Origin of the sequence: Qipengyuania pelagi, from assembly GCF_009827295.1 — a bacterium.
Taxonomy (GTDB): Bacteria; Pseudomonadota; Alphaproteobacteria; order Sphingomonadales; family Sphingomonadaceae; genus Qipengyuania; species Qipengyuania pelagi.
Genome location: NZ_WTYD01000001.1, coordinates 1,599,468 through 1,625,372, shown reverse-complemented (window position 1 = coordinate 1,625,372; position 25,905 = coordinate 1,599,468). Strand labels below are relative to the sequence as shown.

Annotated in this window: 30 protein-coding genes and 1 tRNA gene; 15 read left to right on the top strand and 16 right to left on the bottom strand. The window is 65.3% G+C overall.

Annotated features, from left to right (window positions below):
• The first annotated feature begins 88 nt into the window (after window positions 1-88).
• The gene (locus GRI47_RS08085; RefSeq protein WP_160660763.1) at window positions 89-526 is read left to right on the top strand and encodes a hypothetical protein; all 438 of its coding nucleotides are present in this window, start codon (window positions 89-91) and stop codon (window positions 524-526) included.
• A 1-nt stretch (window position 527) separates the two neighbouring features.
• On the opposite strand, the gene GRI47_RS08080 is transcribed toward GRI47_RS08085, so the two are convergent.
• A complete protein-coding gene (locus tag GRI47_RS08080) occupies window positions 528-1,676 on the bottom strand; it encodes a glycosyltransferase family 4 protein (RefSeq protein ID WP_160660762.1) in 1,149 nt (382 codons plus the stop codon).
• A gap of 210 nt (window positions 1,677-1,886) precedes the next feature.
• Here GRI47_RS08080 and GRI47_RS08075 point away from each other — a divergent pair, with 210 nt between their 5' ends.
• The 3 genes from GRI47_RS08075 (at window position 1,887) to GRI47_RS08065 (ending at window position 5,909) form a co-directional block, all read left to right on the top strand.
• Window positions 1,887-3,044 carry a phosphoserine transaminase gene (locus tag GRI47_RS08075; protein WP_160660761.1) on the top strand — a complete coding sequence of 386 codons (1,158 nt, stop codon included), beginning with the start codon at window positions 1,887-1,889 and terminating at the stop codon, window positions 3,042-3,044.
• A gap of 106 nt (window positions 3,045-3,150) precedes the next feature.
• Complete coding sequence (serA, locus tag GRI47_RS08070) at window positions 3,151-4,734, top strand: phosphoglycerate dehydrogenase (protein ID WP_160660760.1); 1,584 nt, start codon at window positions 3,151-3,153, stop codon at window positions 4,732-4,734.
• A gap of 62 nt (window positions 4,735-4,796) precedes the next feature.
• On the top strand, window positions 4,797-5,909 hold the full coding sequence (locus GRI47_RS08065; protein WP_160660759.1) for an ATP phosphoribosyltransferase regulatory subunit: 1,113 nt from the start codon (window positions 4,797-4,799) through the stop codon (window positions 5,907-5,909).
• A 1-nt stretch (window position 5,910) separates the two neighbouring features.
• Here GRI47_RS08065 and GRI47_RS08060 read toward each other — a convergent pair whose 3' ends face one another.
• The 3 genes from GRI47_RS08060 to GRI47_RS08050 form a co-directional block, all read right to left on the bottom strand.
• Window positions 5,911-6,501, bottom strand: coding sequence for a hypothetical protein (locus GRI47_RS08060; protein ID WP_160660758.1), 591 nt, complete (start codon window positions 6,499-6,501; stop codon window positions 5,911-5,913).
• A 9-nt stretch (window positions 6,502-6,510) separates the two neighbouring features.
• Window positions 6,511-7,053, bottom strand: a complete 543-nt coding sequence (locus GRI47_RS08055; protein WP_160660757.1) for a papain-like cysteine protease family protein — start codon at window positions 7,051-7,053, stop codon at window positions 6,511-6,513.
• 87 nt (window positions 7,054-7,140) lie between these two features.
• Entirely contained in the window at window positions 7,141-7,956 is an 816-nt protein-coding gene (locus GRI47_RS08050) for an aldo/keto reductase (RefSeq protein WP_160660756.1), read from the bottom strand.
• Between the two features lie 155 nt (window positions 7,957-8,111).
• Here GRI47_RS08050 and GRI47_RS08045 point away from each other — a divergent pair, with 155 nt between their 5' ends.
• From GRI47_RS08045 to GRI47_RS08035, 3 genes are all read left to right on the top strand, one after another.
• Complete coding sequence (locus GRI47_RS08045; protein WP_160660755.1) at window positions 8,112-9,401, top strand: adenylosuccinate synthase; 1,290 nt, start codon at window positions 8,112-8,114, stop codon at window positions 9,399-9,401.
• A gap of 50 nt (window positions 9,402-9,451) precedes the next feature.
• The gene (locus GRI47_RS08040; RefSeq protein ID WP_160660754.1) at window positions 9,452-9,955 is read left to right on the top strand and encodes a L,D-transpeptidase family protein; all 504 of its coding nucleotides are present in this window, start codon (window positions 9,452-9,454) and stop codon (window positions 9,953-9,955) included.
• A 91-nt stretch (window positions 9,956-10,046) separates the two neighbouring features.
• Window positions 10,047-11,024 (top strand): helix-turn-helix domain-containing protein, encoded by a 978-nt coding sequence (locus GRI47_RS08035; RefSeq protein ID WP_160660753.1) that lies wholly within the window; start codon window positions 10,047-10,049, stop codon window positions 11,022-11,024.
• A gap of 10 nt (window positions 11,025-11,034) precedes the next feature.
• Here the strand turns inward: GRI47_RS08035 and GRI47_RS08030 are convergent, their stop codons facing one another.
• From GRI47_RS08030 to argH, 4 genes are all read right to left on the bottom strand, one after another.
• A complete protein-coding gene (locus GRI47_RS08030) occupies window positions 11,035-11,835 on the bottom strand; it encodes a precorrin-2 dehydrogenase/sirohydrochlorin ferrochelatase family protein (protein ID WP_337190665.1) in 801 nt (266 codons plus the stop codon).
• Entirely contained in the window at window positions 11,832-13,094 is a 1,263-nt protein-coding gene (gene lysA / locus GRI47_RS08025; RefSeq protein ID WP_160660752.1) for a diaminopimelate decarboxylase, read from the bottom strand. Before lysA ends, GRI47_RS08030 begins: the two co-directional genes overlap by 4 nt.
• Window positions 13,095-13,178: 84 nt before the next feature.
• Window positions 13,179-13,415, bottom strand: coding sequence for a hypothetical protein (locus tag GRI47_RS08020; protein WP_160660751.1), 237 nt, complete (start codon window positions 13,413-13,415; stop codon window positions 13,179-13,181).
• Window positions 13,415-14,791: an argininosuccinate lyase gene (gene argH / locus GRI47_RS08015; RefSeq protein WP_160660750.1), complete on the bottom strand. Its 1,377-nt coding sequence runs from the start codon at window positions 14,789-14,791 to the stop codon at window positions 13,415-13,417. Before argH ends, GRI47_RS08020 begins: the two co-directional genes overlap by 1 nt.
• On the opposite strand from argH, the gene GRI47_RS08010 reads away from it, so the two are divergent.
• Both GRI47_RS08010 and GRI47_RS08005 read left to right on the top strand, forming a co-directional pair.
• Complete coding sequence (locus GRI47_RS08010; protein ID WP_337190664.1) at window positions 14,697-15,386, top strand: TlpA family protein disulfide reductase; 690 nt, start codon at window positions 14,697-14,699, stop codon at window positions 15,384-15,386. The genes argH and GRI47_RS08010 overlap by 95 nt on opposite strands.
• 197 nt (window positions 15,387-15,583) lie before the next feature.
• Window positions 15,584-16,099 carry a GAF domain-containing protein gene (locus tag GRI47_RS08005; RefSeq protein ID WP_160660748.1) on the top strand — a complete coding sequence of 172 codons (516 nt, stop codon included), beginning with the start codon at window positions 15,584-15,586 and terminating at the stop codon, window positions 16,097-16,099.
• A 13-nt stretch (window positions 16,100-16,112) separates the two neighbouring features.
• Here the strand turns inward: GRI47_RS08005 and GRI47_RS08000 are convergent.
• Window positions 16,113-16,188, bottom strand: a tRNA-Val gene (locus tag GRI47_RS08000).
• A gap of 93 nt (window positions 16,189-16,281) precedes the next feature.
• Here GRI47_RS08000 and GRI47_RS07995 point away from each other — a divergent pair.
• Entirely contained in the window at window positions 16,282-17,259 is a 978-nt protein-coding gene (locus tag GRI47_RS07995) for an asparaginase (RefSeq protein ID WP_160660747.1), read from the top strand.
• A gap of 34 nt (window positions 17,260-17,293) precedes the next feature.
• Here GRI47_RS07995 and GRI47_RS07990 read toward each other — a convergent pair whose 3' ends face one another.
• The 3 genes from GRI47_RS07990 to fmt all read right to left on the bottom strand — a co-directional run bounded on the left by GRI47_RS07990 (window position 17,294) and on the right by fmt (window position 20,274).
• Entirely contained in the window at window positions 17,294-18,406 is a 1,113-nt protein-coding gene (locus tag GRI47_RS07990) for a zinc-binding dehydrogenase (RefSeq protein WP_160660746.1), read from the bottom strand.
• Between the two features lie 192 nt (window positions 18,407-18,598).
• Complete coding sequence (gene truA / locus GRI47_RS07985) at window positions 18,599-19,366, bottom strand: tRNA pseudouridine(38-40) synthase TruA (protein ID WP_160660745.1); 768 nt, start codon at window positions 19,364-19,366, stop codon at window positions 18,599-18,601.
• A complete protein-coding gene (fmt, locus tag GRI47_RS07980; protein ID WP_160660744.1) occupies window positions 19,363-20,274 on the bottom strand; it encodes a methionyl-tRNA formyltransferase in 912 nt (303 codons plus the stop codon). Before fmt ends, truA begins: the two co-directional genes overlap by 4 nt.
• A 52-nt stretch (window positions 20,275-20,326) precedes the next feature.
• Between fmt and recR the strand changes: the two genes are divergently transcribed.
• From recR to GRI47_RS07965, 3 genes are read left to right on the top strand one after another with little or no spacing between them, the layout of a single operon-like run.
• Window positions 20,327-20,923 (top strand): recombination mediator RecR, encoded by a 597-nt coding sequence (gene recR, locus GRI47_RS07975; protein WP_160660743.1) that lies wholly within the window; start codon window positions 20,327-20,329, stop codon window positions 20,921-20,923.
• Between the two features lie 31 nt (window positions 20,924-20,954).
• Window positions 20,955-21,521 carry a peptide deformylase gene (locus GRI47_RS07970; protein WP_160660742.1) on the top strand — a complete coding sequence of 189 codons (567 nt, stop codon included), beginning with the start codon at window positions 20,955-20,957 and terminating at the stop codon, window positions 21,519-21,521.
• A gap of 32 nt (window positions 21,522-21,553) precedes the next feature.
• Complete coding sequence (locus GRI47_RS07965; protein WP_160660741.1) at window positions 21,554-21,742, top strand: hypothetical protein; 189 nt, start codon at window positions 21,554-21,556, stop codon at window positions 21,740-21,742.
• A 31-nt stretch (window positions 21,743-21,773) separates the two neighbouring features.
• Here the strand turns inward: GRI47_RS07965 and GRI47_RS07960 are convergent, their stop codons facing one another.
• Window positions 21,774-22,172 carry a four-helix bundle copper-binding protein gene (locus GRI47_RS07960; RefSeq protein WP_160660740.1) on the bottom strand — a complete coding sequence of 133 codons (399 nt, stop codon included), beginning with the start codon at window positions 22,170-22,172 and terminating at the stop codon, window positions 21,774-21,776.
• Between the two features lie 104 nt (window positions 22,173-22,276).
• On the opposite strand from GRI47_RS07960, the gene GRI47_RS07955 reads away from it, so the two are divergent.
• Together GRI47_RS07955 and GRI47_RS07950 are read left to right on the top strand one after the other, a co-directional pair.
• Window positions 22,277-23,734, top strand: coding sequence for a DNA recombination protein RmuC (locus GRI47_RS07955; RefSeq protein ID WP_160660739.1), 1,458 nt, complete (start codon window positions 22,277-22,279; stop codon window positions 23,732-23,734).
• A gap of 283 nt (window positions 23,735-24,017) precedes the next feature.
• On the top strand, window positions 24,018-24,242 hold the full coding sequence (locus GRI47_RS07950; RefSeq protein WP_160660738.1) for a hypothetical protein: 225 nt from the start codon (window positions 24,018-24,020) through the stop codon (window positions 24,240-24,242).
• Window positions 24,243-24,279: 37 nt separating this feature from the next.
• Here GRI47_RS07950 and GRI47_RS07945 read toward each other — a convergent pair whose 3' ends face one another.
• From GRI47_RS07945 to GRI47_RS07935, 3 genes are read right to left on the bottom strand one after another with little or no spacing between them, the layout of a single operon-like run.
• The gene (locus tag GRI47_RS07945) at window positions 24,280-25,101 is read right to left on the bottom strand and encodes a TrmH family RNA methyltransferase (RefSeq protein WP_160660737.1); all 822 of its coding nucleotides are present in this window, start codon (window positions 25,099-25,101) and stop codon (window positions 24,280-24,282) included.
• Between the two features lie 25 nt (window positions 25,102-25,126).
• Entirely contained in the window at window positions 25,127-25,453 is a 327-nt protein-coding gene (locus GRI47_RS07940) for an HPr family phosphocarrier protein (RefSeq protein ID WP_160660736.1), read from the bottom strand.
• Window positions 25,450-25,887 carry a PTS sugar transporter subunit IIA gene (locus GRI47_RS07935; RefSeq protein WP_160660735.1) on the bottom strand — a complete coding sequence of 146 codons (438 nt, stop codon included), beginning with the start codon at window positions 25,885-25,887 and terminating at the stop codon, window positions 25,450-25,452. The genes GRI47_RS07940 and GRI47_RS07935 overlap by 4 nt, the downstream gene beginning before the upstream one ends.
• Window positions 25,888-25,905: the final 18 nt, after the last annotated feature.

The following is a 25,905-nucleotide window of genomic DNA, read 5'->3' as shown; positions in this document are numbered from 1 at the left end:
GGAGCGGGACTTAGGCATTGGTGCGCCGATTTGCCATCATGCGCGGTTCGGGTAAGCTACGGACGAGGTCCGAACAGGGGAGACTATCATGGATCGAAGGGTGGGAGCGCCGTGGCACCTGTGGGTGGTCGGCGTGGTGACGCTGTTGTGGAATGCGATCGGCGCGGCGGATTTCGTGTTCTCGAACCTGCGCAGCCCGTTCTGGTTCGAGGCGATGCAGTACCCGCCCGCCGGGATCGCCTATCTCGATGCGTTTCCCTTCTGGGCGAGGCTGGCCTGGGGCATGGGCACGATCGGCGCGTTCCTGGGTTCGCTGCTGCTGCTGTTTCGAAGCCGGCTGGCGGTGATCGCCTTCGCGCTGTCGCTGGTCGGCATCCTGCTCACCACGATCTACGAAGCGGGCGCGGTCATGCCGCCGGAATTGGAAGCGCTGCAGCCCGCATGGTTTCCGATCCTGTTGTGGAGCGTGGCGGTCTTCCTCCTGATCTACAGCTGGTCGATGCGGCGCAAGGGTGTGCTGCGGTAGATCAGCGATCCGTGCGGGCGTGCAGCCTTAGATAGGTGTCGACCACGGCCTGGTTGATCGCATCCCAGGAATAGGCGCGGCTGGCCCTCTCGCCCGCTTCACCGTGGGCATGGCGCAGCGCGTCGTCCCGGCAATAGGGGGCGATCGCATCGGCGAAGCCTTCCGGCGATCCTGCAGCGACCAGCGCGCCCGTCTCGCCATCGGTCACGAGGCTCGCGCTTCCGGTCGCTCCGGCGGCCACCACGGGCAGGCCGCTCGCCATGGCTTCGAGCGTGACGTTGCCGAAGGTTTCGGTGACCGAGGGGTTGAAGAAGATATCGGCGCTCGCGAGCGCCCGGCCGAGGTCCGGCCCGGTCTGGAAACCGGCGAAGATCGCATCGGGCAGCGCCTTCTCGAACCAGCCGCGCGCTGGCCCGTCGCCGATGACGAGAACCTTGTGCGCCACGCCCCGTTCGCGCAGCAAGGCCATCGTATCGGCGAACATGCCGAGCCCTTTTTCCATGACGAGCCGCCCGAGAAACGCGATCGCGACGTCGCCATCTTCGAGCCCAAGTTCACGGCGCCATTGCGGGTCGCGCTTCGTGGGATCGAAGATCGAACGATCGACGCCGCGCGACCAGATCGTCACATCGTCATGCATCCGCTGGTCGTGCAGCGTGTCGACCATGCTCTGCGAAGGCGTCACCAGCGCGTCGCATTTGCGGTAAATCCCGCGCAGATAGGCTTCGACGACCGGTTCGAGGAAACTCATCCGGTAATAGCGCGGATAGGTCTCGAAGCGGGTGTGCACCGATGCGAGCACGGGAATATCCCGCTCGCGCGCCCATCTCACCGCCGCGCGGGCGCTGAAGTCGGGCGAGGCGATGTGCACCATATTAGGCGCGAACGCGGCGAGGTCCTCGCGCGTGTCGGCATCGAGCCCGAGGGGGATGCGGTATTCCGACCGGCCCGGAATGGGCACCGAGGGCAGGCTGACGAGATCGCCCTGCGGTTCGAAGGCGGGCTTGTCGATCGTGGGCGAATAGACCCGGAGGGCCGCGCCGCGCCGCATCAGATATTCCGCCAGCCGGTTGAGCGCCTTGTTCGCGCCGTCCACCGTCATGTTGTAATTGCCGCTGAACAGGGCGATGCGAAGGTCGGTCACGTCCATCGCGGCGGGCCATAAGCGAGCGCGCCGCATTTGGCGAGGGGCGAGAGGGCGCGTACCGGGTTCGCTTCATCAGCTTGCAGGCCATCCGATTGCCGGACCGTCCTGTCGATAGCCAGTAATTGCACGTTGACTCGGCGCGCCGCAACTTTATTGCCGCCCCTGGGCCACGCGGTCCCAACGCCGCGCGAGCTCTCTGCAAGGAGAGAATACATGACTGACCAACCCGCTCTGAAGCCGGAGCGTCCTTTCTTTTCGTCCGGTCCCACCGCCAAGCGCAAGGGCTGGGCCGCCTCCAATCTCAAGACCGAATCGCTCGGCCGCTCGCACCGCAGCAGCCTCGGCAAGGCGCGGCTGAAATACGCCATCGACCTGTCGAAGGAGATGCTCGGCGTGCCCGAGGACTACCTCGTCGGGATCATGCCCGCATCGGATACCGGCGCGCTCGAATGCGCGATGTGGACGATGCTGCGCCCCGATCGCCCGGCGACGGTGGCGGCGTGGGAAAGCTTCGGCAATGTCTGGATTCAGGACGCGGTCAAGCAGCTCAAGCTGCCCAAGCTGACTGCGCTCGACGCGGATTACGGCCACATTCCCGACCTCGCCTCGATCCCGCAGGAAAACGACGTCGTCTTCACCTGGAACGGAACGACGTCCGGCGCGCGCATCCCGAACACGGACTGGCTGGCCGAGGGGCGCGAAGGCGTGACGATCAATGACGCGACCAGCGCGGTGTTCGCGCAGGAGATGGACTGGGCCAAGCTCGATGCCACGACCTATAGCTGGCAGAAGGTCATGGGCTCCGAAGCGCAGCACGGAATGCTGATCTTGAGCCCCAAGGCGGTCGAGCGGATCGAGAGCTACGATCCCGAATGGCCTCTGCCCAAGCTGTTCCGCCTCAAGAAGGGCGGCAAGATCAACACCGGCATCTTCGAAGGCGCGACGATCAACACGCCTTCGATGCTGGCGACCGAGGACTATATCGACGCGCTCGAATGGGCGCAGAGCCTCGGCGGGCGCAAAGCGATGTTCGAACGCGCCGACGCCAACGCGAAGATCGTCACCGACTGGATCGAAGCGACGCCATGGCTTCGTAACATGGTCCCCGAACCGGCGCAGCGCACCAATACCGGCGTCTGCTTCGTCTTCCAGGGCGACTGGTATGAAAGCCTCTCGCCCGAAGATCAGGCGGGCGTGCCGAAGAAAATCGCGTCCATGCTCGAAAAGCTCGACGTGGGTTACGATTTCAACGGCTATCGCGACGCCCCGCCGAGCTTGCGCATCTGGTGTGGCGGCACGGTTGAACGGGAGGATCTGAAGCGCCTCCTGCCGTGGATCGAATGGGCTTACGAGAGCCTTCGCAACCAGTAAATTTTCCCGTCATTCCCGCGAAGGCGGGAATCCAAGGGAACAATGCTCGACCGAGCCGCTCTGGATTTCCGCGCGTGCGGGAATGACGAATCTCAGGATACAGACCATGACCAAACCCAAAGTTCTCATCAGCGACAAGATGGACCCCAACGCCGCGCGCATTTTCGAGGAGCGCGGCTGCGAGGTCGATGTGAAGCCCGGCATGACGCCCGAGGAACTCGCCGCCGTGATCGGCGAGTATGACGGGCTCGCGATCCGGTCCGCCACCAAGGTAACGCCCGCGATCCTGGAGGCGGCGACCAATCTCAAGGTCGTCGGCCGGGCCGGGATCGGGGTCGACAATGTCGACATCCCCGCCGCCAGTTCGAAGGGCGTCGTGGTGATGAACACGCCGTTCGGCAATTCGATCACCACGGCCGAACACGCCATCGCGATGATGTTCGCGCTCGCCCGCCAGATTCCGGCGGCGAATGCGCGCACGCAGGCGGGCGAATGGCCCAAGAACGATTTCATGGGCGTCGAGGTGACGGGCAAGACACTGGGCCTGATCGGCGCGGGCAATATCGGCTCGATCGTCGCCGCGCGCGCACTCGGTCTCAGGATGAAGGTCGTCGCCTTCGATCCCTTCCTGACGCCTGAACGCGCGATCGAGATCGGGGTCGAGAAGGTCGATCTCGACACGCTGCTGGCGCGCGCCGATTTCATCACCCTGCACACGCCGCTGACCGACGAGACGCGCAACATCCTCAGCCGCGAGAACCTCGCCAAGACCAAGAAGGGTGTCCGCATCGTCAATTGCGCGCGCGGCGGCCTGATCGACGAAGCGGCGCTGGCCGATGCGCTCGACAGCGGGCAGGTCGCGGGCGCGGCGCTGGACGTGTTCCAGACCGAACCGGCGAAGGAATCGCCCCTGTTCGGCAAGCCGAACTTCGTCTGCACCCCGCATCTGGGCGCATCGACGACCGAAGCGCAGGTCAATGTCGCGCTCCAGGTCGCCGAGCAGATGGCGGACTACCTCGTCAATGGCGGGGTCAGCAATGCGCTCAACATGCCCAGCCTCTCCGCCGAAGAAGCGCCCAAGCTGCGGCCCTATATGGGGCTTGCCGAAAGCCTTGGCAGCCTGGTCGGCCAGCTGGCGCATGGCAATCTCACGCGCATCAGTATCGAGCGCGAAGGCGCGGCTGCCGCCCTGTCGGGCAAGCCCATCGAAGGCGCGGTTCTGGCGGGTCTGATGCGCCAGTATTCGGACACGGTGAACATGGTCAACGCGCCCTACCTCGCCAAGGAGCGCGGGCTCGACATCCGCTCGATCCGGCATGAGACGGAAGGCGCGTACAACACCCTGCTGCGCGTAACCGTGGGGACCGATAGCGGCGATCGTTCGGTGGCGGGCACGCTGTTCGGCAGCGACGCGCCGCGCCTGACCGAGATTTTCGGCGTCCGGATCGAAGCCGAACTGACCGGCCACATGCTCTACATCGTCAACGAGGACGCGCCCGGTTTCATCGGTCGGATCGGTTCGCTGCTGGGCGAGAACGGGATCAATATCGGCACCTTCCATCTCGGCCGCCGCGAAGCGGGTGGGGAAGCCGTGCTGCTGCTCAGCGTCGACCAGCCGATCCCGCAGGACGTGGTGCAGAAGGCCTGCGCGATCGAAGGCGTGCGCCGGGTCACGCCGCTCGCCTTCTGATCTTGCCCTACGGGGAGGATTTCGCCTTCCGCTCGTGTCCTCAGCCGATTAGGGCCGGGGCCATGACCGACCAAGACGATCTCCTCCCCATCGGCCTCGAAGATGCGCTGCCCGCGCGCGCTGCGGCGATTACGCGGGCGATGCGGGCCGTGCTCGATACGATGGATGCGCATGGCTACGACCGTGTGCGCCCGCCCTTGATCGAATTCGAACGCTCGCTGGCGGGGCGGATGCAGGGCGTGGCGACGCGGCGCATGGTGCGCTTCACCGATCCCGAGAGCCTGCGGACGCTGGCCCTTCGCGGCGACATGACAGTGCAGGTCGGGCGGATCGCCGCCACCGGCCTCGCCGAGGCGCCGCGCCCCCTGCGGCTCTGCTATGCGGGCGAAGTCGCGCTGTTGAGGGCCGATCAGCTCGATCCGGCACGCCAGCGCCTCCAGATGGGCGCGGAGCTGATCGGAAGCGATGCGGTTTCGGCGGCGAGCGAGGCGGTCCTGCTCGCCATAGCCAGCCTGGAAGCGGCGGGCCTGTCCGACATCTCGGTCGATTTCACGCTCCCCGATCTGGTGGACGTGCTGGCCGACGAGGCCCTGCCGCTCGCCGCCGACCAGCGCGATGCCGTGCGGCGCGAGCTCGACACGAAGGATGCGGGCGGGCTCGCGGCGGCGGGCGGGCAGGCCTATCTCCCGCTTCTCTATGCGACAGGCCCGTTCGCGGAAGCAGCGGCAAAACTGAAGGCGCTCGACGCGGGCGGCGAACTCGCCAGCCGGATCGAGGGGCTGGAGGCGATCGCGGACAGGATCGGAGGCCGTGCGCGCATCACGCTCGACCCGACCGAGCGGCACGGCTTCGAATATCAGAGCTGGTTCGGCTTCACGATCTACGCGGCGGGCGCGCGCAATGCGATCGGGCGCGGCGGCACCTATACGATTCGCGGCAGCGAGGAAGCGGCGACGGGCTTTTCGCTCTATGCCGAACCCCTGCTCGAAGCGTCAGGCAATGCGCGGGAGGCAGCCCGCGATACGCTGTTCCTGCCGCTCGGCCACGATACCGCAATCGCCGATCGGCTGCGCGCCATCGGCTGGCGCACCATCGCCGCGATCGGCGAAAGCGACGATCCCCGCGCGCTTGGATGCTCCCACCGGCTGGAGGGGAGCGAAGCGCTCCCCGTCTAGGTTATCCGCCCGAGAGCGGGTCGGCCTCGCTCATCTCCAATATCCGCTTCGCAAGCGGTATCAACAGCGTCATCGCCTCCTCAACACGCGTGACGGTGTAGACGGGCAGGCCGGATGCGTCAGGCTCGTAGGGAATAAGATATTCGGCGCGGCGAGGCTCTGCATCCTTGGGGCAAAGCCGCAAGGCGCATAGTTTGATCGCGGGCACCTCGACCGCATCCACGAGGTATCGGCCGTCGAGCTGATTGGCCAGAACCATGGCCTGCATGATCCCGTCCTTCGCCTGGCCCATATGGATGGCGAGCGGGCGACCGTTCCGTTCGGTTTCGAGCTGGGCGAGGATCTGGTTGCGCTGGAGCAGCAGGCAGCGCCAGCCATGCGTGGTCCCGTCGTCGACGAGAACGCCCCCGACAATATCCTGCAAACTCGGATAGAATATCCGAAAAAAATCACCCGCCTCGAAACTGGCGCGGGCCTCCTCGATCGTGCGCGCGGTGTTGCGCGGGAGGCGCAATAGCGCATCGCCCCATCGCTGCTCGATCATCGTCTCGATAATTGCGCCGGGCCCGCCGGTTGGAAATTCGATCGGCACGGGGCGCTCCTACGATCCGCGCGTGGCATAGGAGTGGGTCCAATCGCCACCCGATTTGTAACTGGCCGGAAAAGCGTCGAACCGGACGGTCGATCGGCCATAATGCGGATCATCGACGGCGACCGCCGCGTTTTCATCGTCATAGCCCGTCAGCATCACGAAATGTCCGCCGCCGCCACGCCATCCGATGCGCACGCCGACCGGCCTCTCCGCCTCGATCGCGAGCTTCAGGTTTTCGAAAAGCTCCGGTCTCGCTTCGACCACGCCGAAACAATGCGCTGCCTTCAGCGCGGTATCCAAGCGGTGATAGCGATTGCAGGCATCGGGAGCCCGGCAGCAGGCATTGTCGCCGAGACAGGCGGTCGCGATACCGCATTGGGCGAAGCTGGAACCGGGCGAGAAAAAATTCCCCGCAGACGCCGCCGCTGCCGCCCAGCACCAGTTCGGCTGCTGCTGGCGTTCCATCAGAAAATGCAATTGTTTCGACGCCACCCTGAGCCGCCCCTTCTTTTCGAAGGCGGGCGAATGTCTTGCGAGGGCAGCGCGGTCCATCGCAACAACATCCGAAACGGATGTTCGCAAGGGGCTATGCGGACGAGTGGGGCACACGGAATTGCGCGCCCCACTCGTCCGGCAATTTTAGTTCAATTCGGAAGGATCCGGCCCCATCCGCCCGTCCTTGCTGTCGAGCGCGTCGATTGTCTTCATCTGCTCGTCGCTCAGTTCGAAATCGAGCGCCTTGAAATTCGCCTCGATGTGATCGCGGCTCGATGCCTTGGGGATCGGCACCAGCCCATGCTGGAGATGCCAGCGCAGGATCACCGCGCTGTCGGGCTGTCCCGTTTCCTTCGCGATGGCGGCGATCGTCTCGTTGGACAGGCCCTCCCCCTGGCCGAGGGGCGACCAGCTCTGCGTCACGATGCCGAGTTCATCGTGGACCTTGCGGAGTTCGCGCTGCTGGAAGCTGGGGTGCAGTTCGATCTGGTTGAGCGCTGGCGTCACCCCGGTCTCCTCGATGATCGTGCGCAGGTCTTCCTCGCGGAAATTCGATACGCCGATGGACTTCGCCTTGCCTTCGTCGCGCAGCTCGATCAGCGCCTTCCAGGTTTCGACAAAAAGGCCCTTGTCGGGGCAGGGCCAGTGGATCAGCAGCATGTCGACATGATCGCGTCCCAAGCGGTCGAGGCATTTCTGCGCGGCCTTCTTGGTCCGTTCGTATCCTTGGCTCTCGTTCCAGATCTTGGTCTGAAGGAAAATGTCGGACCAGTCGCCGACACCCCTGCCGACGCCTTTTTCGTTTTCGTAGATCGCGGCGGTATCGATCAGCCAGTACCCGACGTCGATCGCGGTCTTGACGATTTCGGGCGCATCCTCGTCCGCGATCTTGTAGGTTCCGAAGCCCAGTTGCGGGATCTGGCGTCCGTCATTGAGAGTGAGAGTGGGGTAGTCGGTCAAATTCTGTCTCCTTTGCCCCTCAATGGCCGAAAAGCCGCGTTGTTTCCCGCGCGCAGCGCGTTCCCGCCACTTGCCCCGCTCTGCCCCAGCGCCTAACGCCGCCCGCGTTCGGGCCCTGTGTTATGGCCCCCCTTCAAAGGAACGAGCGAGCGCATATGGCCAATGTTACCGTGATCGGGGCCCAGTGGGGCGACGAGGGCAAGGGCAAGATCGTCGACTGGCTGGCGAGCCGGGCCGATGCCGTGGTGCGCTTCCAGGGCGGGCACAATGCCGGCCACACTCTGGTGATCGACGGGACGACGTATAAATTGTCGCTACTGCCGAGCGGGATCGTCTCGGGCACGCTCTCGGTGATCGGCAATGGCGTGGTGCTCGACCCCTGGGCGCTCAAGTCCGAGATCGAGAAGCTCAAAGGCCAGGGCGTGACGATCACCGACGACAATTTCGCCATCGCCGACAATTGCGCGCTCATCTTGCCACTCCACCGCGATCTCGACGGGCTGCGCGAAACCGCTGCGGGCAAGGGCAAGATCGGGACGACCGGGCGCGGGATCGGCCCGGCTTACGAGGACAAGGTCGGCCGCCGCGCGATCCGGGTGTGCGATCTGGCGCATCTCGACGATCTGGAACCGCAGCTCGATCGCCTGTGCGCGCATCACGATGCCCTTCGCGCCGGGTTCGACCAGGAGCCGATCGATCGCGCCGCCCTGCTCGAGGAACTGCGCGCCATCGCGCCCTTCGTGCTGCAATATGCGCAGCCGGTGTGGAAGCGGTTGAAGAAGGTGCGGAAAGCGGGCGCCAAGATCCTGTTCGAAGGCGCACAGGGCGTGTTGCTCGATATCGATCACGGCACCTACCCCTTCGTCACCAGCTCCAACACGGTTAGCGGTACGGCGGCGGCGGGCAGCGGGCTGGGGCCGAGCAGCACCGGCTTCGTCCTCGGCATCGTCAAAGCCTATACGACCCGCGTCGGCAGCGGCCCGTTCCCGACCGAGCTGGAAGACGAGATCGGCCAGCTTCTGGGCGAGCGGGGTCATGAATTCGGCACCGTCACCGGGCGCCAGCGCCGCGTCGGCTGGTTCGACGCGGTGATAGTGCGCCAGAGCTGCTCGATCAGCGGGGTGACCGGGATCGCCCTGACCAAGATCGACGTGCTCGACGGATTGGACGAGGTGAAGATCTGCACCGGCTATCGCCTGCGCGGTCAGGTCTATGATTACCTGCCCAGCCATGCGGCCGACCAGGCGGCGGTGCAGCCGATCTACGAGACGATGGAGGGGTGGAAGGAAAGCACGGCGGGCGCGCGCAGCTATGCCGACCTTCCCGCCAATGCGATCAAGTATATCCAGCGCATCCAGGAACTGATCGAAACCCCCGTGGCGTTGGTATCCACCAGCCCGGAACGCGACGATACGATTCTGATGCGCGATCCGTTCGTGGACTGATCCCATCGGAATTGACGACATCGCAAGGTGTCGGGGCTAGGCTGGCGATCATGCGCTTTCTCGCCTCGGCCTCTCTTTTCCTCGCCTCGCTTATCGCGAATCCGACGAGCGCGCAGCAGGCGCGGGCGGGCGAGAGGGCCGATCTCGTCGTGGTCGACAAATCCGAACGGACCTTGTGGGTCTATCAGGGTGGCAAGGCTATCCGCACCTATCGCGGGCTCCAATTCGGCGATGCGCCACAGGGCCACAAGCGGTTCCAGGGCGACGAGAAGACGCCCGAGGGCCGCTACACGCTCGATTACGCCAATCCGCAATCGAGCTATTATCTCAGCCTCCACGTCTCCTATCCCAACGCGCAGGATCGCGCCTATGCGCGCGCACGCGGGCGGTCTGCGGGCGGCGATATCTTCATCCACGGCCAGCCCAATGCGCTGTCCTTCGACGATCGGGTGGAGGGCGACTGGACCGATGGCTGCATCGCCCTCTCGAATCGCGAAATCGCGGAGCTATGGAGCCTGGTGCCAGACGGAACGCCGATCGATATCCGCCCCTGAGCGGGAGATCGATCCGAAACGGATATCCTCCATTCTTGACATAGTCTCGTTCTGTTCTATTCCCGTTCCGGCTTGAAGCGGAGCGAATCGTATGGCGCAGCTGGCCTATCTCGTGGATGCGGACCCTGACTGGGTGGATGGATCGGGTGCTGCTGCGGCGGCTGTTTCCTCTGCCGGGCGAAGCCTGTCGCTGTTCGGATCGGATGCCGCGCGGCTCACGCGGATCGCGGACGATGCGCGGCTGGCCGGGCTCGGCGTCCAGGCCTTGCGGAAACTGTCGGATGTGACCGAGGGGACGGCGGGGCTGCTCGGTGATATCGTCGCTATCGACGTGCCGTCCGTTTCCGGCGCTGAGATGGCGGCGCTCGTCCGGCTGGACGAGCGGGCCGTGCGATCGGGCGCGCAGCTGATCGTGCTGACGAGCGAGGCCGCGCTCGAGGACGTGTTCGGCTGTCTCGAACGCTCGCATCCCCAGATCGTGATCGGCGGGCGGCAATCGGAAGGGTTGATCGCATTGGGCGCGGCGCTCGCGCGGCTTCAGGGCCGCCGGGTGCGCGAAATGGATGAAGAGGATCGCCTCGCTTTCCTCAAGCTGACCGAACAATTGGGCCGGTTGTCGGATCGCCTCGACCGGTTCGAAAGCGGCACCACGCGGCTCGAATCGCCCGCACCGGGGTTCAAGGGAGAAGGTGGGGACGGACGTCGCCGGGCGCGGCCCGCTCTGCCCGATGCGCGGCTGGTTCACCGCATCATCCATCAGCGGCGCCTGCGCGGCAAATTCCTGCTCCCCGATCTGTTCGCCGATCCGGCCTGGGATATCCTGCTCGATCTGACTGCCGCGCGGGTCGAACATCGCCGCGTATCGGTGACCTCGCTCTGCATCGCGGCGGGCGTCCCGCCGACGACCGCGCTGCGCTGGATCGGGCAGATGCTCGATCTCGGCCTGCTGGTGCGGGAACAGGACGATCAGGACCGCCGCCGGGCCTTTATCGATCTGAGCGAGGACGGGGCAGCCGCCATGGCCCGCTATTTCGCCGCGCTGGCAGGCGACGGCGGGCAATTGAGCTGATTGGCGCGCGTCAGGCGTCGGCGGGCTTCATGCGCAGGACGACCGTTAGGCCGTGGTCGCCAGACACGGGATCGTCTCCGCTCGGGCCGTCTTCCAACGCGACCCGCTCGGCATCGGCGCGGGCGCGCACGAGGATCGCTTCGGATATGTCACGCGGGTGAACGACATAATCGGCAGTGCCCAACAGGCGCGCCTGGCGTAGCGTGAGATCGTCGGGATCGGCGCTCCTCAGCAGGATCTCCACGACCCCTGCGCCGTCGCGCTTGTCCTGTCCTTTCAGCCAGTCTTCGACCCGGTTCGCGGAACCTGCATCGAGCGGATCGAGCACCCCGCCGCTCGCCAGCGCCGCATCGAGCGCGCGCCGCCGCTCACCCCCATCGGGCCAGCGATCGCGCATTCCCTGTCTCGCGTCCCCCAGCCGCGAGGCGAGAGCGCCCAAAGATGCCGGCAAGATCCGTTCGAGCGCCAGCCGCAGCTGTTTCGCCAGCCCTGCCGATGCCCCACCCGTCGCCACCGCCACGGTGATCGGGCCACGTTCCAGCACGCTCGGCAAAGTGAAATCGCAAAGCTCAGGTCGGTCCGCGACATTGACCAGCAACCCCTGACGCTTGAGCCGCAAGGCAGCGGCCTCCGCCTCGCGCCCATCGTCCAGCGCCACGAAGCCCAGCCGCGCCTGATGCGCTTCGGCCTCGCTCACGCAGGTGCCGCCTGCGCGTTCCACCAGCCGCCGCTTGGCCTCCGCCATCGCGCAATCTCCGACGAGGACGATCCGCGCGCCTTCCAGTCGGTGGAGCAGAGGCAGGCCGTTCACGTCAGCCAGTCCGGAACGCGCTCGGATTCCATGATCGCACCAGGCGCGATCCGGTCGGCGACCACCGCATAGCGATCGCCATCGACCAGCACCTCGGGCACGAAACCGCGTGAATTGTAGCTCGACGCCATGGTCGCTCCATAGGCGCCCGCGCTGCGGAAGACGGCGAGATCGCCCGCCGCCAGCGTGTCGCAATCCCGGTCCATCGCGAAGGTGTCGCCCGTTTCGCAGATCGGGCCGACAATATGGGCGGTGGTGCGCGTCCCATCGGGCGCGACCGCGGCGAAATCGTGCCATGCGCCATACATTGCGGGGCGGGCGAGATCGTTCATCGCGGCGTCGACGACGAGGAAGGGCGGACCGTTGCCGCTGCGTTTCGACCGGATGACACGGGCCAGCAACACGCCCGCATTGGCGGCGATCACGCGTCCGGGCTCGAATATCAGGCGGACACCCCAATCCTTCGTCACGCGCGCGACCATCGCACCGTATTCGGCGGGGCTGGGAGGTGTCTCCTCTTCGCGATAGCTGACGCCGAGCCCCCCTCCCAGATCGACATGGGTGACGGCGCAGCCCTGAGCGCGCAGATCGCGGACCAGCGCTCCAACCTTCAGAAACGCGGTTTCGAGCGGTTCGAGGCTTTGCAGCTGGCTGCCGATATGAACCGCGATCCCGCGCATATCGAGGCCTTCCTCCGCCGACATCGCGGCGTAGAGCTGAATGGCGCGATCATAGGGGACACCGAACTTGTTCTCGCGCTTGCCGGTCGAGATCTTTTCGTGCGTCTCGGCATCGACATCGGGATTGACGCGCAGGGCGCAGCGGGCTGTCATCCCCTGCCGGCGGGCGATCGCGGCCAGTTCGTAGCCCTCTTCCTCGCTCTCGATATTGAACTGCCCGATCCCGGCTTCGAGGCCCTGGAGCAGCTCGGCGTGGGTTTTGCCGACGCCGCTGAAGACCACGCCTTCCGGCTTCATACCCGCTGCCAGCGCTCGCGCCAGCTCGCCGCCCGAAACGACATCGGCCCCATAGCCCTCGTTCGCCAACACGCGCAGGACGGCGAGATTGGGGTTTGATTTGACGGCGAAGGCGATGTGCGGATCGTCGAGCCCGCTCAGCGCGTCGCGAAAGACGTGGGCATGGCGCACCAGTGTCGCGCGCGAATAGACATAGACCGGCGTGCCGACCTCTTCGGCGATGTGGGGAAGAGGAACGTCTTCTGCGTGGAGGACGCCGTCGCGAAGCTGAAAATGATCCATGGGCGCGCCATTGGCGAAGCTTTGCCGCGCTGTCGAGCAAGGCTTGCTTTGCGCCTATCGCCTGCGTCTATGATCTGAATGCTTTCATTCGGGCGGCAGGTCGAAGGGATTGTCCTCACGCTCCTCGCTGCGACGGCGCAGTTCGACGCTGCGTTCGGGCGCGGCCTGGGGGTCCAGTTCGAGCAGGTCCTCGGCATCGGGCCGCTCCGCGCTCCCATAGGGAGCGGGCGGCAGGCTTTCGCCCGGCGGCGGTTCCAGCGCGGCCTGCTGGCCGCATCCGGCAAGGAGGGCGCCACTGGTCAGGATAATCAGACGGCGCATCACTTCTCCATTCCCAACGCGGCGCGCGCTTCGGCCACGCGCTTGCGTACCTCGTCCGGCGCGGTTCCGCCATAGCTGGCGCGCGCCGCGACCGATGCGTCGACCGACAGCGCGGCGAACACGCGATCGTCGATCCGCGCGTCGATGGCCTGCAAATCCTGAAGCGGCAAGGCATCCAGCGCCACATTGCGGCTCTCGGCTAATTTTACCGCAGCGCCGGTGATGTGGTGCGCTTCGCGGAACGGGATGTCCGCCTCGCGCACAAGCCAGTCGGCGAGATCGGTCGCGGTGGCGAAGCCCATTTCCGCCGCCTGCCGCATCCGGTCGGTCCTGAACTCGCTGTCGGCGATCATGCCCGCCGTCGCGGCGAGGCACAGGTCGAGCAGGCCCGCCGCCTCGAATACGGGCGGCTTGTCGTCCTGCATGTCCTTGGAATAGGCGAGCGGAAGGCCCTTCATCGTGATCATCAGCGATGTCGCGCAACCGATGATGCGCCCTGCATGGCCGCGCACCAGTTCGGCGGCATCGGGGTTCTTCTTCTGCGGCATGATCGAGCTGCCGGTGGACAGCGTATCGGGCAGGCGGACGAAGCCGAAGGGCTGGCTGGCCCACAGGATCAGTTCCTCGGCGAGGCGCGAGAGGTGGATGGCGCACTGGCTGGCCGCTTGAAGGTAGTCCATCGCGAAATCGCGGTCGGACACGGCATCGAGGCTGTTGCGCGTGGGCTCCGCGAAGCCGAGTGCCCGCGCGGTCGCCTCGCGGTCGATCGGGAAGCCGGTGCCCGCCAGCGCTGCACTGCCAAGCGGGCATTCGTCCATCCGCGCCCGCGCGTCGGAAAACCGGCTGCGGTCGCGCTTCGTCATCTCGTAAGAGGCCATGAGATGGTGGCCGAGAGTCACCGGCTGCGCGGTCTGCAAGTGAGTGAAGCCCGGCATGATGCTGTCAGCATGTTCTCCGGCGCGGGTGACGAGCGCGCGTTGCAGCGCCTCCAGCCCCGCTTCGGCGCGCAGACTGGCCTCGCGCACCCAGAGGCGGAAATCGGTCGCCACCTGATCGTTGCGGCTGCGCGCGGTGTGGAGCCGCCCGGCGACCGGCCCGACCAGTTCGGACAGGCGCGATTCCACCGTCATGTGGATATCCTCGAGATCCCAGTCCTCGGGCACGCCGTCGCGCTCGTATTCCTCGGCGATCCGGGCCAGCCCCTCATCGATCGTCGCCGCATCGTCGGGCGTGACGATGCCCTGCGCCGCCAGCATGGCGACATGGGCGCGGCTGCCCGCGATGTCCTGCCGCCAGAGCGCCTTGTCGAACGGGATCGAAGCGTTGATTTCGCGCATGATCGCGCTAGGCCCGGCGGCGAACCTGCCGCCCCACATCGCATTGGAACCTGCCGTGCCCGTCTTCTCGTCCCGGTCTTCGCTCACGTTCGCATTCGTCCTTCTGGCAGCCTTGGGCGGTTGCGATAGGGACACGGCCGAACCCGCGCAAGAAACTCCCGCCGCGGCTGCCGCCGCCCCCACCGGAGAGATCGACCGCAGCAAGGCTGGTGAGCTGATGCCTGCCGTCAATCTGACGCATCCCGATGGCCGCACGCTCAATTTGGGCGCGCTTCAGGGCCAGCCCGTCCTGCTGAACCTGTGGGCCACCTGGTGCGCGCCCTGCGTCAAGGAGATGCCCCTGCTCGACGATCTGGCGAGCGATTACGACGGCGATCTGCGGGTCATTGTGGCGAGCCAGGACTTGCAGGGCGCGGAGGTGGTCGAACCTTTCTTTGCCGAACGCGATTTCGCCTATCTCGAACCGTGGCTCGACACCGAAACCGCCTTGAGCTTCGCTCTTTCGGGCAATCTGCCCACCACCGTTCTCTATGATGCGGGCGGGCGCGAAATCTGGCGGGTGACCGGCGATCTGGATTGGGCTGATCCCGAAGTGCGCGCCGCGCTCGACGAGGCGATCGCATCGTCCAACTGACTATCCGCGATCCTTGAAACTCGTATTATACGATCAGCGACAACTGATTGGCGGGCATATAAAATCGAAAATCAGTGATCGCGGGTATAAAAATACGCGAAACAGGACGAATTACTACGAATTAACAGTATCGTAGGATCGATGTCCCAGGCAATCCCACCGGTAACTTGTTTGGGGAAGCCCGCATGGGTTCGTACGTGTCGGAAGCGGTCAGGATTGAGGAAACCGCGAGGATCGGGGCGCTCGGATTGCCCATCGACCGGTATCTTGACGGTTTGGCGCAGGATCTTCGTCGCATTTCGGGCTGCCCGTTCGCGGCCATTACGGTGGTCGGAAAAGACGTCCAGTGGTTCTACGGGCGGTCCGGGCTCGCCGCGGCAGTAATGCCACGCGAATTCGCCTTCTGTGATTATACGATCCGCTATCCCATACCCTTGGAGGTCTGCGACACGACGTCAGATCGGCGCTTTCGCGACAATCCGTTCGTCACGGGCACCCAAAGCCTGCGATTTTATGCGGGCCTTCCGATCGTGACGCGAAGCGGCGCCAGGATCGGGGCGGTTTGCGTGCTGGATACCGTGCGACGAAGCCCGCTGCCGGATACGGTATGGCGCTGCCTGCAAAGCAGCGCGCGGACCGCGCTGTCGGCCATGGAGTTTCGGATCGCGGCTCCGGGCGTGCCGTTGCGCCTGAGCGCCCGCAAGAGGATTTGAAGCGACGAGGAGATGGTGGGCGCTGACGGGCTCGAACCGCCGACCCTCTCGGTGTAAACGAGATGCTCTACCAACTGAGCTAAGCGCCCGCGTCCCGATCGGGGAAGCGTGAGGGGGCACATAGCGCGGCGGAGGCGAAAAGCAATTGCCGAGGATGCGCCACGCGCCCTAGAGCGCGCGACATGACGACCAGGCTCACCGTTCTCGCCACCGGAGGCACGATCGCGGGGATCGCGGGCTCCGCGATCGCCAAGGATTATCGCGCGGGTGAGATCGGGATTGACGCCTATCTCGAGGATGTCGGCGATCTCGGCCTGGAGGCCGAGCTGTCGGGGCGGCAGATCGCCAATATCGATTCGGCGGATATCGGGCCGCAGGTCTGGGCGCCGCTCCACGCCGCGATCCTCGAAGCGCTCGCGGACGAATCCTGCCAGGGCGTCATCGTCACCCATGGGACCGACACGCTGGAGGAGACTGCCTTCCTGCTCGACCTGACGCTGCCCGCCACCAAGCCGGTCGTGCTGGTCGGCGCGATGCGGCCCGCCGATGCGGTGGGGTATGACGGGCTCCGCAATTTCGCCAACGCGGTGCGGGTCGCCAGCGATCCGCAGGCCGCCGGGCGCGGCGTGCTCGTCGTGATGGGGGACCGCGTCTTCGCGGCGCGCGACGTGCGCAAGGTAAGGACGCGCGGGGCGGAAGCCTTTCGCGGTTTCCCGCGCGAATCGCTTGGGCTGGTCAGTCCCGCCGCGCTTGAATGGTTCGGCGCCCCCTGGCGCGAGGGAGCGGCGGCGCGCTTCGCTTGGGCGAACGAGCTACCCGAAGTGGCGGTGATCCACGCCCATGCCGGGCTGACCGGCGCGGCGGTCGAGCGCATGGTCGGCACTGGCGCGCGCGGTGTCGTGATGGCGGGCGTGGGGGAGGGGAACTTCCCCGAGGACGTGCGCGCGGCTTTACGCCGGATGCGGCAACGCGGCGTCTTCGTGGTGCGCGCCAGCCGAGCGGAAGAGGGGCTGGTGGACCGCGAGCCCGACGACGACAGCAATGGCTTCGTCGCCGCGCGCGCGCTCAATCCCCAGAAGGCGCGCCTGCTCTTGCAGGTGCTGATCGCGAACGAGGTCACCGACCTCGCCGCGATCCAGCGTGCTTTCGACGGGAATTAGGCGACCGGGTTCAGGCCCCCGATCAGGCCCCCGATCAGGCCTGCGGCGTGACCAGATATTTCTCGCCGGTCTTCATCTGGCGATAATCGAGAATCGCGTCCTTGGTCAGCATCTCTTCGAGCGAGACCTTCTTCTTGTAAGAGCTGGCGAAGGTCGTGGTTAGATTGTCGAGGACGCGCTGGCGCATCCGCACGACCCGCTCCATCCCCGCATTCTGGAGGAACGGGGTCAGCAGCCAGCCCGACAGCGTCCAGCCGAACCCGTAGCTGGGCGTCAGCGTGGTCGGCCCCATGTCGAGGCGGCCATAGATGAACATCCGCTTCTGCTGGTTCGACCCATAGCGCGAATATTCGGTCATCTTCGAAACCGCGACCTGCTCCATCGCCTTGAAGCAGTGATCGACCATCTTGCCGCCGCCGATCGGGTCGAAGCCGTAAAAGGCATCCGTCGCGTCGATCGCGTCGCGCAGCTGCGCGGCAAAATCGTCCTGCGAGGAATCGACCACGTATTCCGCGCCCTGACTTTTGAGCATCTGCGCCTGATCGGGCTTGCGCACGATATTGACGAGCTTGATCCCGTCCTCCTGGCAGATGCGGTTGAGCATCTGGCCGAGATTGGACGCGCCCACAGTGTGGAGGATGGCGTCCTGCCCATCCATCTTGGCATTCTCGACGAAGCCAAGCGCCGTCATCGGATTGACGAAGCTCGACGCGCCATCTTCCGCGCTGTGATCGCCGAGAGGCAGGCACATGGTGGCGTCCGCGATGGCGTATTCGCTGAAGGCGGTTCCGGGTACGCAGGCGACCCGCTGGCCCATCAGCGCCTTCGCCATGTCGCCATCGCCCGTGGCGACCACGGTGCCCGCACCTTCATTGCCGGCGGGAAGCCGCTGGCCATGGCGCGCCTTGGACCCGGAATTGAACGGTTCGGGCATCTTGGCGACGACCTTGCCGGGCGAATAGTCCGCGTTCTCGAAATCCGCCGCGCCGGTCAGGATGGCGAGGTCGGACGGATTGATCGGCGCGGCCTCCATCTTCACGAGGACCTGATTGCTCTTGGGTTCGGGAAAGGTGCTTTCCGCGATTTCGAGCGTGAGCGTGCCGTCCGCTTCGAGCGTGGTGAAGAGTTGCTTGCCGGTCGTGGTCATCCTTGGGTCTCCTTTTGCAACCTTCGTTAGGGAGGGAGCGGCGTGGACACAACCGTTGGTGGCGCGCGGGTCCTGGATTGCGTCGCTACGCTCGCAATGACGAGGTGGAATGGGCAATGCACCCGAAATTCGTCATTGCGAGGAGCCACAGGCGACGCGGCAATCCAGAGCGATCGAGAACCGCACCAGCCGCTAATTTTCGGACGATGGATCCCCGCTTTCGCCATACACCGCCCGCACGAAATACAGCCCGTGCGGCGGAGCGTTCAGCCCCAGCGCCTGACGGTCGCGCGCTGCAAGTGCTTCGGCCACGCGCGGCTCGTCCCAGCGGCCCATGCCGACGAGGGCGAGGCATCCCACCATCGAGCGGACCTGATGATGCAGGAAACTGCGCGCTTCGGCGTGGATGCGGACTTCCTCTCCGTCCCGCTCGACAGCGAGCCGGTCGAGCGTCTTCACCGGGCTGTCGGACTGGCAGTGGACCGATCGGAAGGTGGTGAAATCGTGCAAGCCCACCAGCGCCTGCGCGGCGCGGTGCATGGCCTCGTGGTTTAGCTCTTGCGGGACCTGCCACAACCGGTCTTTTTCGAGCGTTAGCGGCGCCCTGCGATTGGCGATGCGATAGACATAGGCGCGCCCCGTGCAGGAAAAGCGGGCGTGCCAGTCGTCGGGCACGATCTCGCAGTGAGTCACCGCGACAGGATCGGGGCGAAGATGGGCGTTGAGCGCCTCCATCAGGCGGAAGGGCGCGATGTCCCTTGCGATATCGACATGGCTGCGCATGGCGAGCGCGTGGACGCCCGCATCGGTGCGGCCCGCGCTATGCATCCGCACCTCCTCCCCCGTCACGCGCATCACTGCCTCCTCGACAGCCTGCTGCACGCTCGGCCCGTCCTTCTGGCGCTGGAGGCCGAAGAAAGGGGTTCCGTCGAATTCGAGCGTGAGGGCGAAGCGGGTCAAGGAAGCACGGTCCCCGCCGATACGGGTTTGCCGCGCAGGAAGGTCGCCCTGTCCATCCGGGGCTTGCCCGCGCGCTGCAATTCAAGCGGGCGGATCGCGGCTTGCCCGCAGGCGATCGTCATGCGGTCGTCCAGCACCTCGCCCGGAGCGGCACCGGCGCCCTCAACCCGTTCTGCCCGCAAGACTTTGACCCGCTCGCCATCGAGTTCGAACCACGCGCCGGGGAAGGGTGACAGGCCGTGAATGTGGCGCACGACCTCATCGGCCGGGCGCGACCAGTCGATCCGCGCCTCGCTCTTGTCGATCTTGGCGGCATAGGTCGCCTTGTCGTCGTCCTGTTCGAGCGGATGCAGCGCCGCGAGGTCGATCAGCGTGCCGACCATCAATTGCGCGCCGATCTGGGCGAGCTCCTCGGTAAGTTCGCCGGTCGTCTTGTCCTCGACCGGCGTCCTCGCGAAGGCCAGCATAGGTCCGGTGTCCAATCCCGCTTCCATCTGCATGATCGTCACCCCCGTCACCGGATCGCCCGCCATGATCGCCCGGTGGATCGGCGCCGCGCCCCGCCATTTTGGCAGGATGGAGGCATGGACGTTGAGGCAGCCATGCTTGGGCGCGTCGAGCACTGCCTGGGGAAGGATCAGCCCATAGGCCGCGACGATAGCGACATCGGCCTCCAGGTCCGCGAAACGCGCCTGCTCCTCGGCGGATTTCAGCGAGGTCGGGTGGCGCACCTCGATCCCCAGATCCTCCGCGCGGCTTTGAACCGGCGAAGGCGTCAGCTCGCGCCCGCGCCGTCCGCCGGGACGGGGCGGCTGGGTGTAGACGCACACCACCTCATGCGCGGCATCGACCAGCGCCTGCAATGTCGGCACCGCGAAATCGGGCGTTCCCATGAAGATTATGCGCATGACGGGGCAGCGAGCCTTTCTCTGTTCGTGCCGCGCCCCTATCTGTCAGGCCATGGCATCGCAAGAAATCGAAACCCTCGCTTCCGCGCTCGCCCGCCTGCCGGGCCTGGGGCCGCGCAGCGCACGGCGCGCGGTGCTGTGGCTGGTCAAGCGGCGGGAAAGCGCTTTGCCCGCGTTGTTGGAAGCTCTGGCGCAGGTGGGCGAGGCGCTGGTCGAATGCGACATTTGCGGCAATGTCGACACGCGCAATCCGTGCGGCATCTGCTCCGACCCGCGCCGCGACGCGAAATCGCTCTGCGTGGTAGAGGATGTCGCGGATTTGTGGGCGCTCGACCGGGCGAAGCTATTCGCGGGGACCTATCACGTGCTCGGCGGGCGCCTGTCCGCGCTCGACGGAGTGCGGCCCGAGGATTTGAACGTCGCCTCCCTGATGGCGCGGATAGAGGCGGGCGGGGTGGACGAGGTCGTCCTCGCGATGAACGCCACGCTGGAGGGGCAGACCACCGCGCATTACCTCGCCGAACGGCTGGAGGATTTTCCCCTCAGGATCACGCAACTGGCCCACGGTCTCCCGGTGGGGGGCGAACTCGACTATCTCGACGAGGGCACGCTGGCGCAGGCCTTGAGGGCGCGGCGACCGGTCTCTTGAGAATCGCGCGCTTCGCGCCTATCTCGCCGAGATGGCTATCCATGAAATCCTCGAAGTGCCGGACCCCCGGCTCAAGACCGTCTCGACCCCCGTCACCGAATTCGATGACGAGCTGAAGACACTCGTCTCCGACATGTTCGACACGATGTACGATGCGTCGGGCATCGGGCTCGCCGCGATCCAGGTGGGCGTGCCGAAGCGCGTGCTCGTCATCGATCTCCAGCCGGAAGACGAGGATGCCGAGCCCGAAGAGTGCAATCACGGCGGCCATTCCCACGTCCACTATCCGACGAAGAAGGAACCGCGGGTATTCGTCAATCCCGTGATTCTCGACCCGGCGGAAGAGCTGGCCAGCTATCAGGAAGGCTGCCTTTCGGTTCCCGACATCTTCGCCGATGTCGACCGGCCCGCAACCTGCCGGGTGCAGTATCAGGATCTCGAAGGGGAAACCCATGAAGAGGATATGGAAGGCCTGATGGCGACCTGTATCCAGCACGAGATGGACCATCTCGAGGGCATTCTCTTCATCGACCATCTCTCGCGGCTGAAGCGCAGCATGGCATTGAAGAAGCTCAAGAAACTGCGCGAAGCCGCTTGAGCGAACCTGGCGGCAGTCCACCCGCACCCGCAATGGGGTGGCACACGGCCTCGGTCGCGGGGCTGCTCTATGCGCTGCTGATGTGCACCTGGAAACGGCTGGACGAGGGTATGGGGTTCGACGAGCTCGCGATCCGGTTCGCGATCTATTTCGTCGTCTTCACCATCGGATTTCGCCTGCTGATCAATCTCTGGTTGAAACATCGCGGGGCCGGACGCTAGTCCAGCCCCGCAAGGTCATCGGTGGGCCCGATTACCGGTCCATCGTGTCGAGCGCCTTGCGCACGTCTGCCAGGATTTCCTCGCACATTTTCGCGCAGCGCTTGCAATGCGCGTCGTCATGCATCTTGCACAGATCGTGGCAGGCTTTCACCGCCACCAGCACCGCTTCGCCGATTGCCTTGATCGCTGGCACATTGCCACCCGTGCGGCGGCTGCCCATGCGGTAGAACGCGGTGCAGGCGTCGGACGCGTCGAGGCAGCGACGGATGCACTCCGCCCGCTCGCCCGCATTCGGCTCGGCGAGGCAGGCATCAGCGCAACTGTTCATGATCGCCGCGCCATACATGGCGTGCTTCACTGCCTGGCCGAGTTCGTCGGTATAGCCTTCGCCGACTTGCGGGTGGTCCTGGATCATTTCCTTGATCGACATAGTGTTGGTCTCCTTCGCCTGATGAGCGGCCGGGGCTGGGGATTGTTCCATGACGATAGAGCTGCGGTCTTTCCTACAGGCTGCGTTCCAGCTATGTTCCGGCGATGGATAGTATTGTAATCGTCTTCATCCTCGCTGCGCTTCTGATCGGCCTGGGGCTCGGGTATTTCTTCGGTTCGCGCCCGGTGGCGGAGTGGAAAGCCCGCCATGCGGAGCGCGATTCGGAAGCGCGCGAGCTGGATGCGAAATATCTTCGCACCTTCGCCGATCTCGAGGCCGCGCGCGAGCGGGCGGGGCGGGCCGATGCGCTGTCGGAAGAATTGCGCGAGACGCGCGCGGCGCATGAGAGTGCGCTGGAGGAGTTGCGGCGCACCAATGGCGCGCTGTCGTCCGAACTCGCCACCTTGCGCGAAAAGACCGCCAATTTCGACGAGCAGAAGCGCCTGTTGGTCGAGGCACGCGAGGAATTGCTGAAGGAATTTCAGAACACCGGCTCGGCGGTGCTCGGCAAGGCGCAGGAGGCGTTCCTGGAGCGCGCCGCCGAACGCTTCGGCCATTCGGAGCGATCCTCGGAAGAGAAGATCCGCGCGCTGCTCCAGCCGGTGGGTGATCGGTTAAAGAAATACGAGGATCAGGTCGCGGCGCTGGAGGAGAAGCGCACCAATGCCTTTTCCTCGCTGGCGACCCAGATCGAACAGATGCGGCTGGGGCAGGAAGAGGTCCGGCGCGAGGCGCAGCGGCTCGGCAATTCGCTCACCAACGCGCCCAAGGCGCGCGGGCGCTGGGGCGAACGGGCGTTGCAGAACCTGCTCGAACAATGCGGGTTGGCCCAGCATACCGATTTCCAGCTCGAACAGTCGATCGACACCGAAGAGGGCCGGTTGCGACCCGATGCCATCGTCAACGTGCCCGGCCAGAAGAAGCTGGTGATCGATTCGAAGGTCTCGCTCAACGCCTATCAGGCCGCGTTCGAGGCGGAGGACGAGAGCGAGCGCAAGCGGCATTTGAAGCTCCACGCCCAGTCGATGCGCAACCATGTCCAGACGCTCGGCGCGAAAAGCTATCAGAGCCAGTTCGAAGACGCGCCGGACTATGTCGTCATGTTCGTGCCGGGGGAGCACTTCGTGGCCGCCGCGCTCGACGCGGACCCCGAACTCTGGGATTTCGCCTTCGAGAAAAAGGTCCTGCTGGCGACGCCGACCAATCTCGTCGCCATAGCCCGCACCGTCGCGCAGGTCTGGCGGCAGGATGCGCTGGCCAACGAAGCGCGCGAGATCGGGCGGATCGGAACCGAACTCTACGGACGGCTCGAAACCGCCTCGCAGCATCTCAAGCGGATGGGGAGCGGGCTGGAATCGGCCGTAAAGAATTACAACAGCTTCGTCGGGAGCTTCGAACGCAACGTGCTGACCTCGGCCCGGCGGATGCAGGAAAAGGGCATCGAGATCGGCAAGCGGGAGATCGACGAGGTCCCCCTGGTCGAAGGCACACCGCGCTACACTGCGCAGGATCTGGATGCCGTGGACGCGCCGCAACTGGCCGAGAGCAGCGATAGGCCGTAATATTCGGAGTGATCAGATTGCGCCTTCGATAGGCGGATTCGATTTTCCCATGCTCGTTTCTTCGCTAATCGTGGATTAACCCCATGAAATGGCTCGTTGCGGTTCTTAGGATGCCCATGGCGCCAACTTGCATGTGAGGCTTTTTTGCGGTATTGCAGTGATGGTCGCGATCGGACGTGGCGGACGCACGCCTCGGCGAAACTCCCCGCGAATGATAGTATCCATTGGAACTTAGGGTCCTTTCGCTCGTCAATAGGGTGAGAGAGACCAGAGAAAGGCTTTTATGTTGATCAAGAAACTAGCACTCGGCACCGCCGCTGCGACGCTCGTCGCGGCTCCGGTCGTCGCTCAGTCGGCTCCCGAGCGGATCGCTCCGGTTGCCGATGAATCGGAACTCGGCGGCGCGAGCATCGCTCCCGCCTTCATCGTTCTTGCCATTGCAGCGGTCGGCATCGGCATCCTGCTGGTGACCGAAGACGATGATGACGATATTCCCGTCAGCGCCTAAGCGCTGAGGATAATCGATTCTTTGAACGCCCGGCCTATCAAGGTCGGGCGTTTATCGTCGCAAGCACCTCATATCCCAGAACCGCCGCAGCGATAGCGGCGTTCAGGCTATCTGCGCGGCCCATCATGGGCATCGTAACGCGCAGATCGCAGGCCATCTCGTAGTCCTCGGGAAGGCCGCGGCTCTCATTGCCCACCATCACGAAACATGGCGTGCGGTAGGGCGCATTGCGATAGGGCTGTGCTTCCCGCAGGCTCGCCGCGACCAATTGGCCGGGCGCGCCCTTCGCGGGATCGCGCAGCCAGCTTTCGAAGTCCGCCCATGGGGCTTTCGCGATCTTTTGCGTGAAAACGGCGCCCATGCTGGCCCTGACCGCCTCTACGGAGAAGGGATCGGCGCAATCGTCGATCAGGATCAATCCACCCGCGCCGATCGCATCGCCCGTGCGTAGCATGGTCCCCAGATTGCCCGGATCCCGCAACGCCTGCGCCACCAGCCAGATATCGCTCGACCCGCGATCGACAGTCTCCAGCGTCGTGTCGAATTCCGCGAATACCCCGGCGACCGCCTGCGGATTGTCCTTGCCGGTGATCTTGGCAAGGATATCGGGCGTGGTCTCGATGATTTCCCCGCCATTGGCCGCAACGGCCGCTTCCAGCGCCTCGAGCAGGGGATGGCCATCGCGCGCATCGGACAGGACCAGCGTTTCCGGCAGATGGCCGCATTCGCGCGCGTCGGTGAGGAGCCGAAGCCCTTCGGCCAGGAACCGGCCCGAGGCCTTGCGGTGCTTCTTTTCCCTGAGGGCCCGCAGCGCCTTGACTGTGGGGTTGGAAAAGCCGGTGATCTGGCGTCGTGTCATGAACCGCAGCCCGCGCGCGCGATCATCAATTCTCGCCGAACCCGTCATCGATCATGGCCGCCAGCTCGTCAGCGATGCGCGGCGCTTCCGGTCCCGAAACGATCAGTTCGACCGTGTCGCCCTTGGCGGCGCCGAGCATCATCAGGCCCAGGATCGATTCGCCTGCGGCTCTGGTGCCGTCCTTCGCGACATGGACCCGCGTATCGTCGGGAAGCGCGGCGACCACGGCCACGAATTTCGCGCTCGCCCGCGCATGGAGACCGCGCTGGTTGACGATCGTCAGCGTGCGGCGTTCCTCGCTCGCGCCTTCACCAGCGCCTTCACCAGCGCCTTCACTCGCGTGTTCACTCATCGGGCCTGCTTCCGTTCCGCCTCCGGGGGCGCTTCATGCTGGCCGAGAAATTCCGAAGCCACGGTGATGTAATTGCGGCCGGCCTCGCGCGCGGCATGGACCGCGTCGGTCACGCCCAGCGTCTTGCGCGCACCGGCGAGGCGGATCAGCATGGGAAGGTTGATCCCCGCGATTACTTCGACACGACCCGCATCGAGCAGCGAAATCGCGAGATTGGAAGGCGTCCCGCCGAACAGGTCCGTCAGGATGATTACTCCGTCGCCCTCGTCGGTCCGGGTGATCGCCTCGGCAATTTCGCGGCGGCGCAGCTCCATATCGTCGCTCGGCCCGATGCAGACCGTCGCGACCCGGTCCTGCTCGCCCACGACATGCTCCATCGCTTCGATGAAGTGTTCGGCGAGGTTGCCGTGGGTAACGAGGATCATGCCAATCATGCGAACCGTGCTGTCTTC

Excerpts from the sequence above, each read along its gene's own strand:
- GRI47_RS07995 (WP_160660747.1), top strand. The coding sequence starts at position 16,282 with ATGACGACCAGGCTCACCGTTCTCGCCACCGGAGGCACGATCGCGGGG.
- fmt (WP_160660744.1), bottom strand. The coding sequence starts at position 20,274 with ATGCGCATAATCTTCATGGGAACGCCCGATTTCGCGGTGCCGACATTG.
- GRI47_RS07960 (WP_160660740.1), bottom strand. The coding sequence starts at position 22,172 with ATGTCGATCAAGGAAATGATCCAGGACCACCCGCAAGTCGGCGAAGGC.
- GRI47_RS08045 (WP_160660755.1), top strand. The coding sequence starts at position 8,112 with ATGGCCAATGTTACCGTGATCGGGGCCCAGTGGGGCGACGAGGGCAAG.
- GRI47_RS08065 (WP_160660759.1), top strand. The coding sequence starts at position 4,797 with ATGACCGACCAAGACGATCTCCTCCCCATCGGCCTCGAAGATGCGCTG.
- GRI47_RS08075 (WP_160660761.1), top strand. The coding sequence starts at position 1,887 with ATGACTGACCAACCCGCTCTGAAGCCGGAGCGTCCTTTCTTTTCGTCC.
- GRI47_RS07950 (WP_160660738.1), top strand. The coding sequence starts at position 24,018 with ATGTTGATCAAGAAACTAGCACTCGGCACCGCCGCTGCGACGCTCGTC.
- GRI47_RS07970 (WP_160660742.1), top strand. The coding sequence starts at position 20,955 with ATGGCTATCCATGAAATCCTCGAAGTGCCGGACCCCCGGCTCAAGACC.
- GRI47_RS08055 (WP_160660757.1), bottom strand. The coding sequence starts at position 7,053 with ATGGACCGCGCTGCCCTCGCAAGACATTCGCCCGCCTTCGAAAAGAAG.
- argH (WP_160660750.1), bottom strand. The coding sequence starts at position 14,791 with ATGTGGGGCGGCAGGTTCGCCGCCGGGCCTAGCGCGATCATGCGCGAA.
- GRI47_RS08040 (WP_160660754.1), top strand. The coding sequence starts at position 9,452 with ATGCGCTTTCTCGCCTCGGCCTCTCTTTTCCTCGCCTCGCTTATCGCG.
- GRI47_RS07940 (WP_160660736.1), bottom strand. The coding sequence starts at position 25,453 with ATGAGTGAACACGCGAGTGAAGGCGCTGGTGAAGGCGCTGGTGAAGGC.
- recR (WP_160660743.1), top strand. The coding sequence starts at position 20,327 with ATGGCATCGCAAGAAATCGAAACCCTCGCTTCCGCGCTCGCCCGCCTG.
- GRI47_RS08085 (WP_160660763.1), top strand. The coding sequence starts at position 89 with ATGGATCGAAGGGTGGGAGCGCCGTGGCACCTGTGGGTGGTCGGCGTG.
- GRI47_RS07935 (WP_160660735.1), bottom strand. The coding sequence starts at position 25,887 with ATGATTGGCATGATCCTCGTTACCCACGGCAACCTCGCCGAACACTTC.
- GRI47_RS07945 (WP_160660737.1), bottom strand. The coding sequence starts at position 25,101 with ATGACACGACGCCAGATCACCGGCTTTTCCAACCCCACAGTCAAGGCG.
- GRI47_RS07965 (WP_160660741.1), top strand. The coding sequence starts at position 21,554 with ATGGGGTGGCACACGGCCTCGGTCGCGGGGCTGCTCTATGCGCTGCTG.
- serA (WP_160660760.1), top strand. The coding sequence starts at position 3,151 with ATGACCAAACCCAAAGTTCTCATCAGCGACAAGATGGACCCCAACGCC.
- GRI47_RS08035 (WP_160660753.1), top strand. The coding sequence starts at position 10,047 with ATGGCGCAGCTGGCCTATCTCGTGGATGCGGACCCTGACTGGGTGGAT.
- GRI47_RS08010 (WP_337190664.1), top strand. The coding sequence starts at position 14,697 with ATGTCCTGCCGCCAGAGCGCCTTGTCGAACGGGATCGAAGCGTTGATT.
- GRI47_RS08020 (WP_160660751.1), bottom strand. The coding sequence starts at position 13,415 with ATGCGCCGTCTGATTATCCTGACCAGTGGCGCCCTCCTTGCCGGATGC.
- GRI47_RS07990 (WP_160660746.1), bottom strand. The coding sequence starts at position 18,406 with ATGACCACGACCGGCAAGCAACTCTTCACCACGCTCGAAGCGGACGGC.
- lysA (WP_160660752.1), bottom strand. The coding sequence starts at position 13,094 with ATGGATCATTTTCAGCTTCGCGACGGCGTCCTCCACGCAGAAGACGTT.
- GRI47_RS07955 (WP_160660739.1), top strand. The coding sequence starts at position 22,277 with ATGGATAGTATTGTAATCGTCTTCATCCTCGCTGCGCTTCTGATCGGC.
- GRI47_RS08080 (WP_160660762.1), bottom strand. The coding sequence starts at position 1,676 with ATGGACGTGACCGACCTTCGCATCGCCCTGTTCAGCGGCAATTACAAC.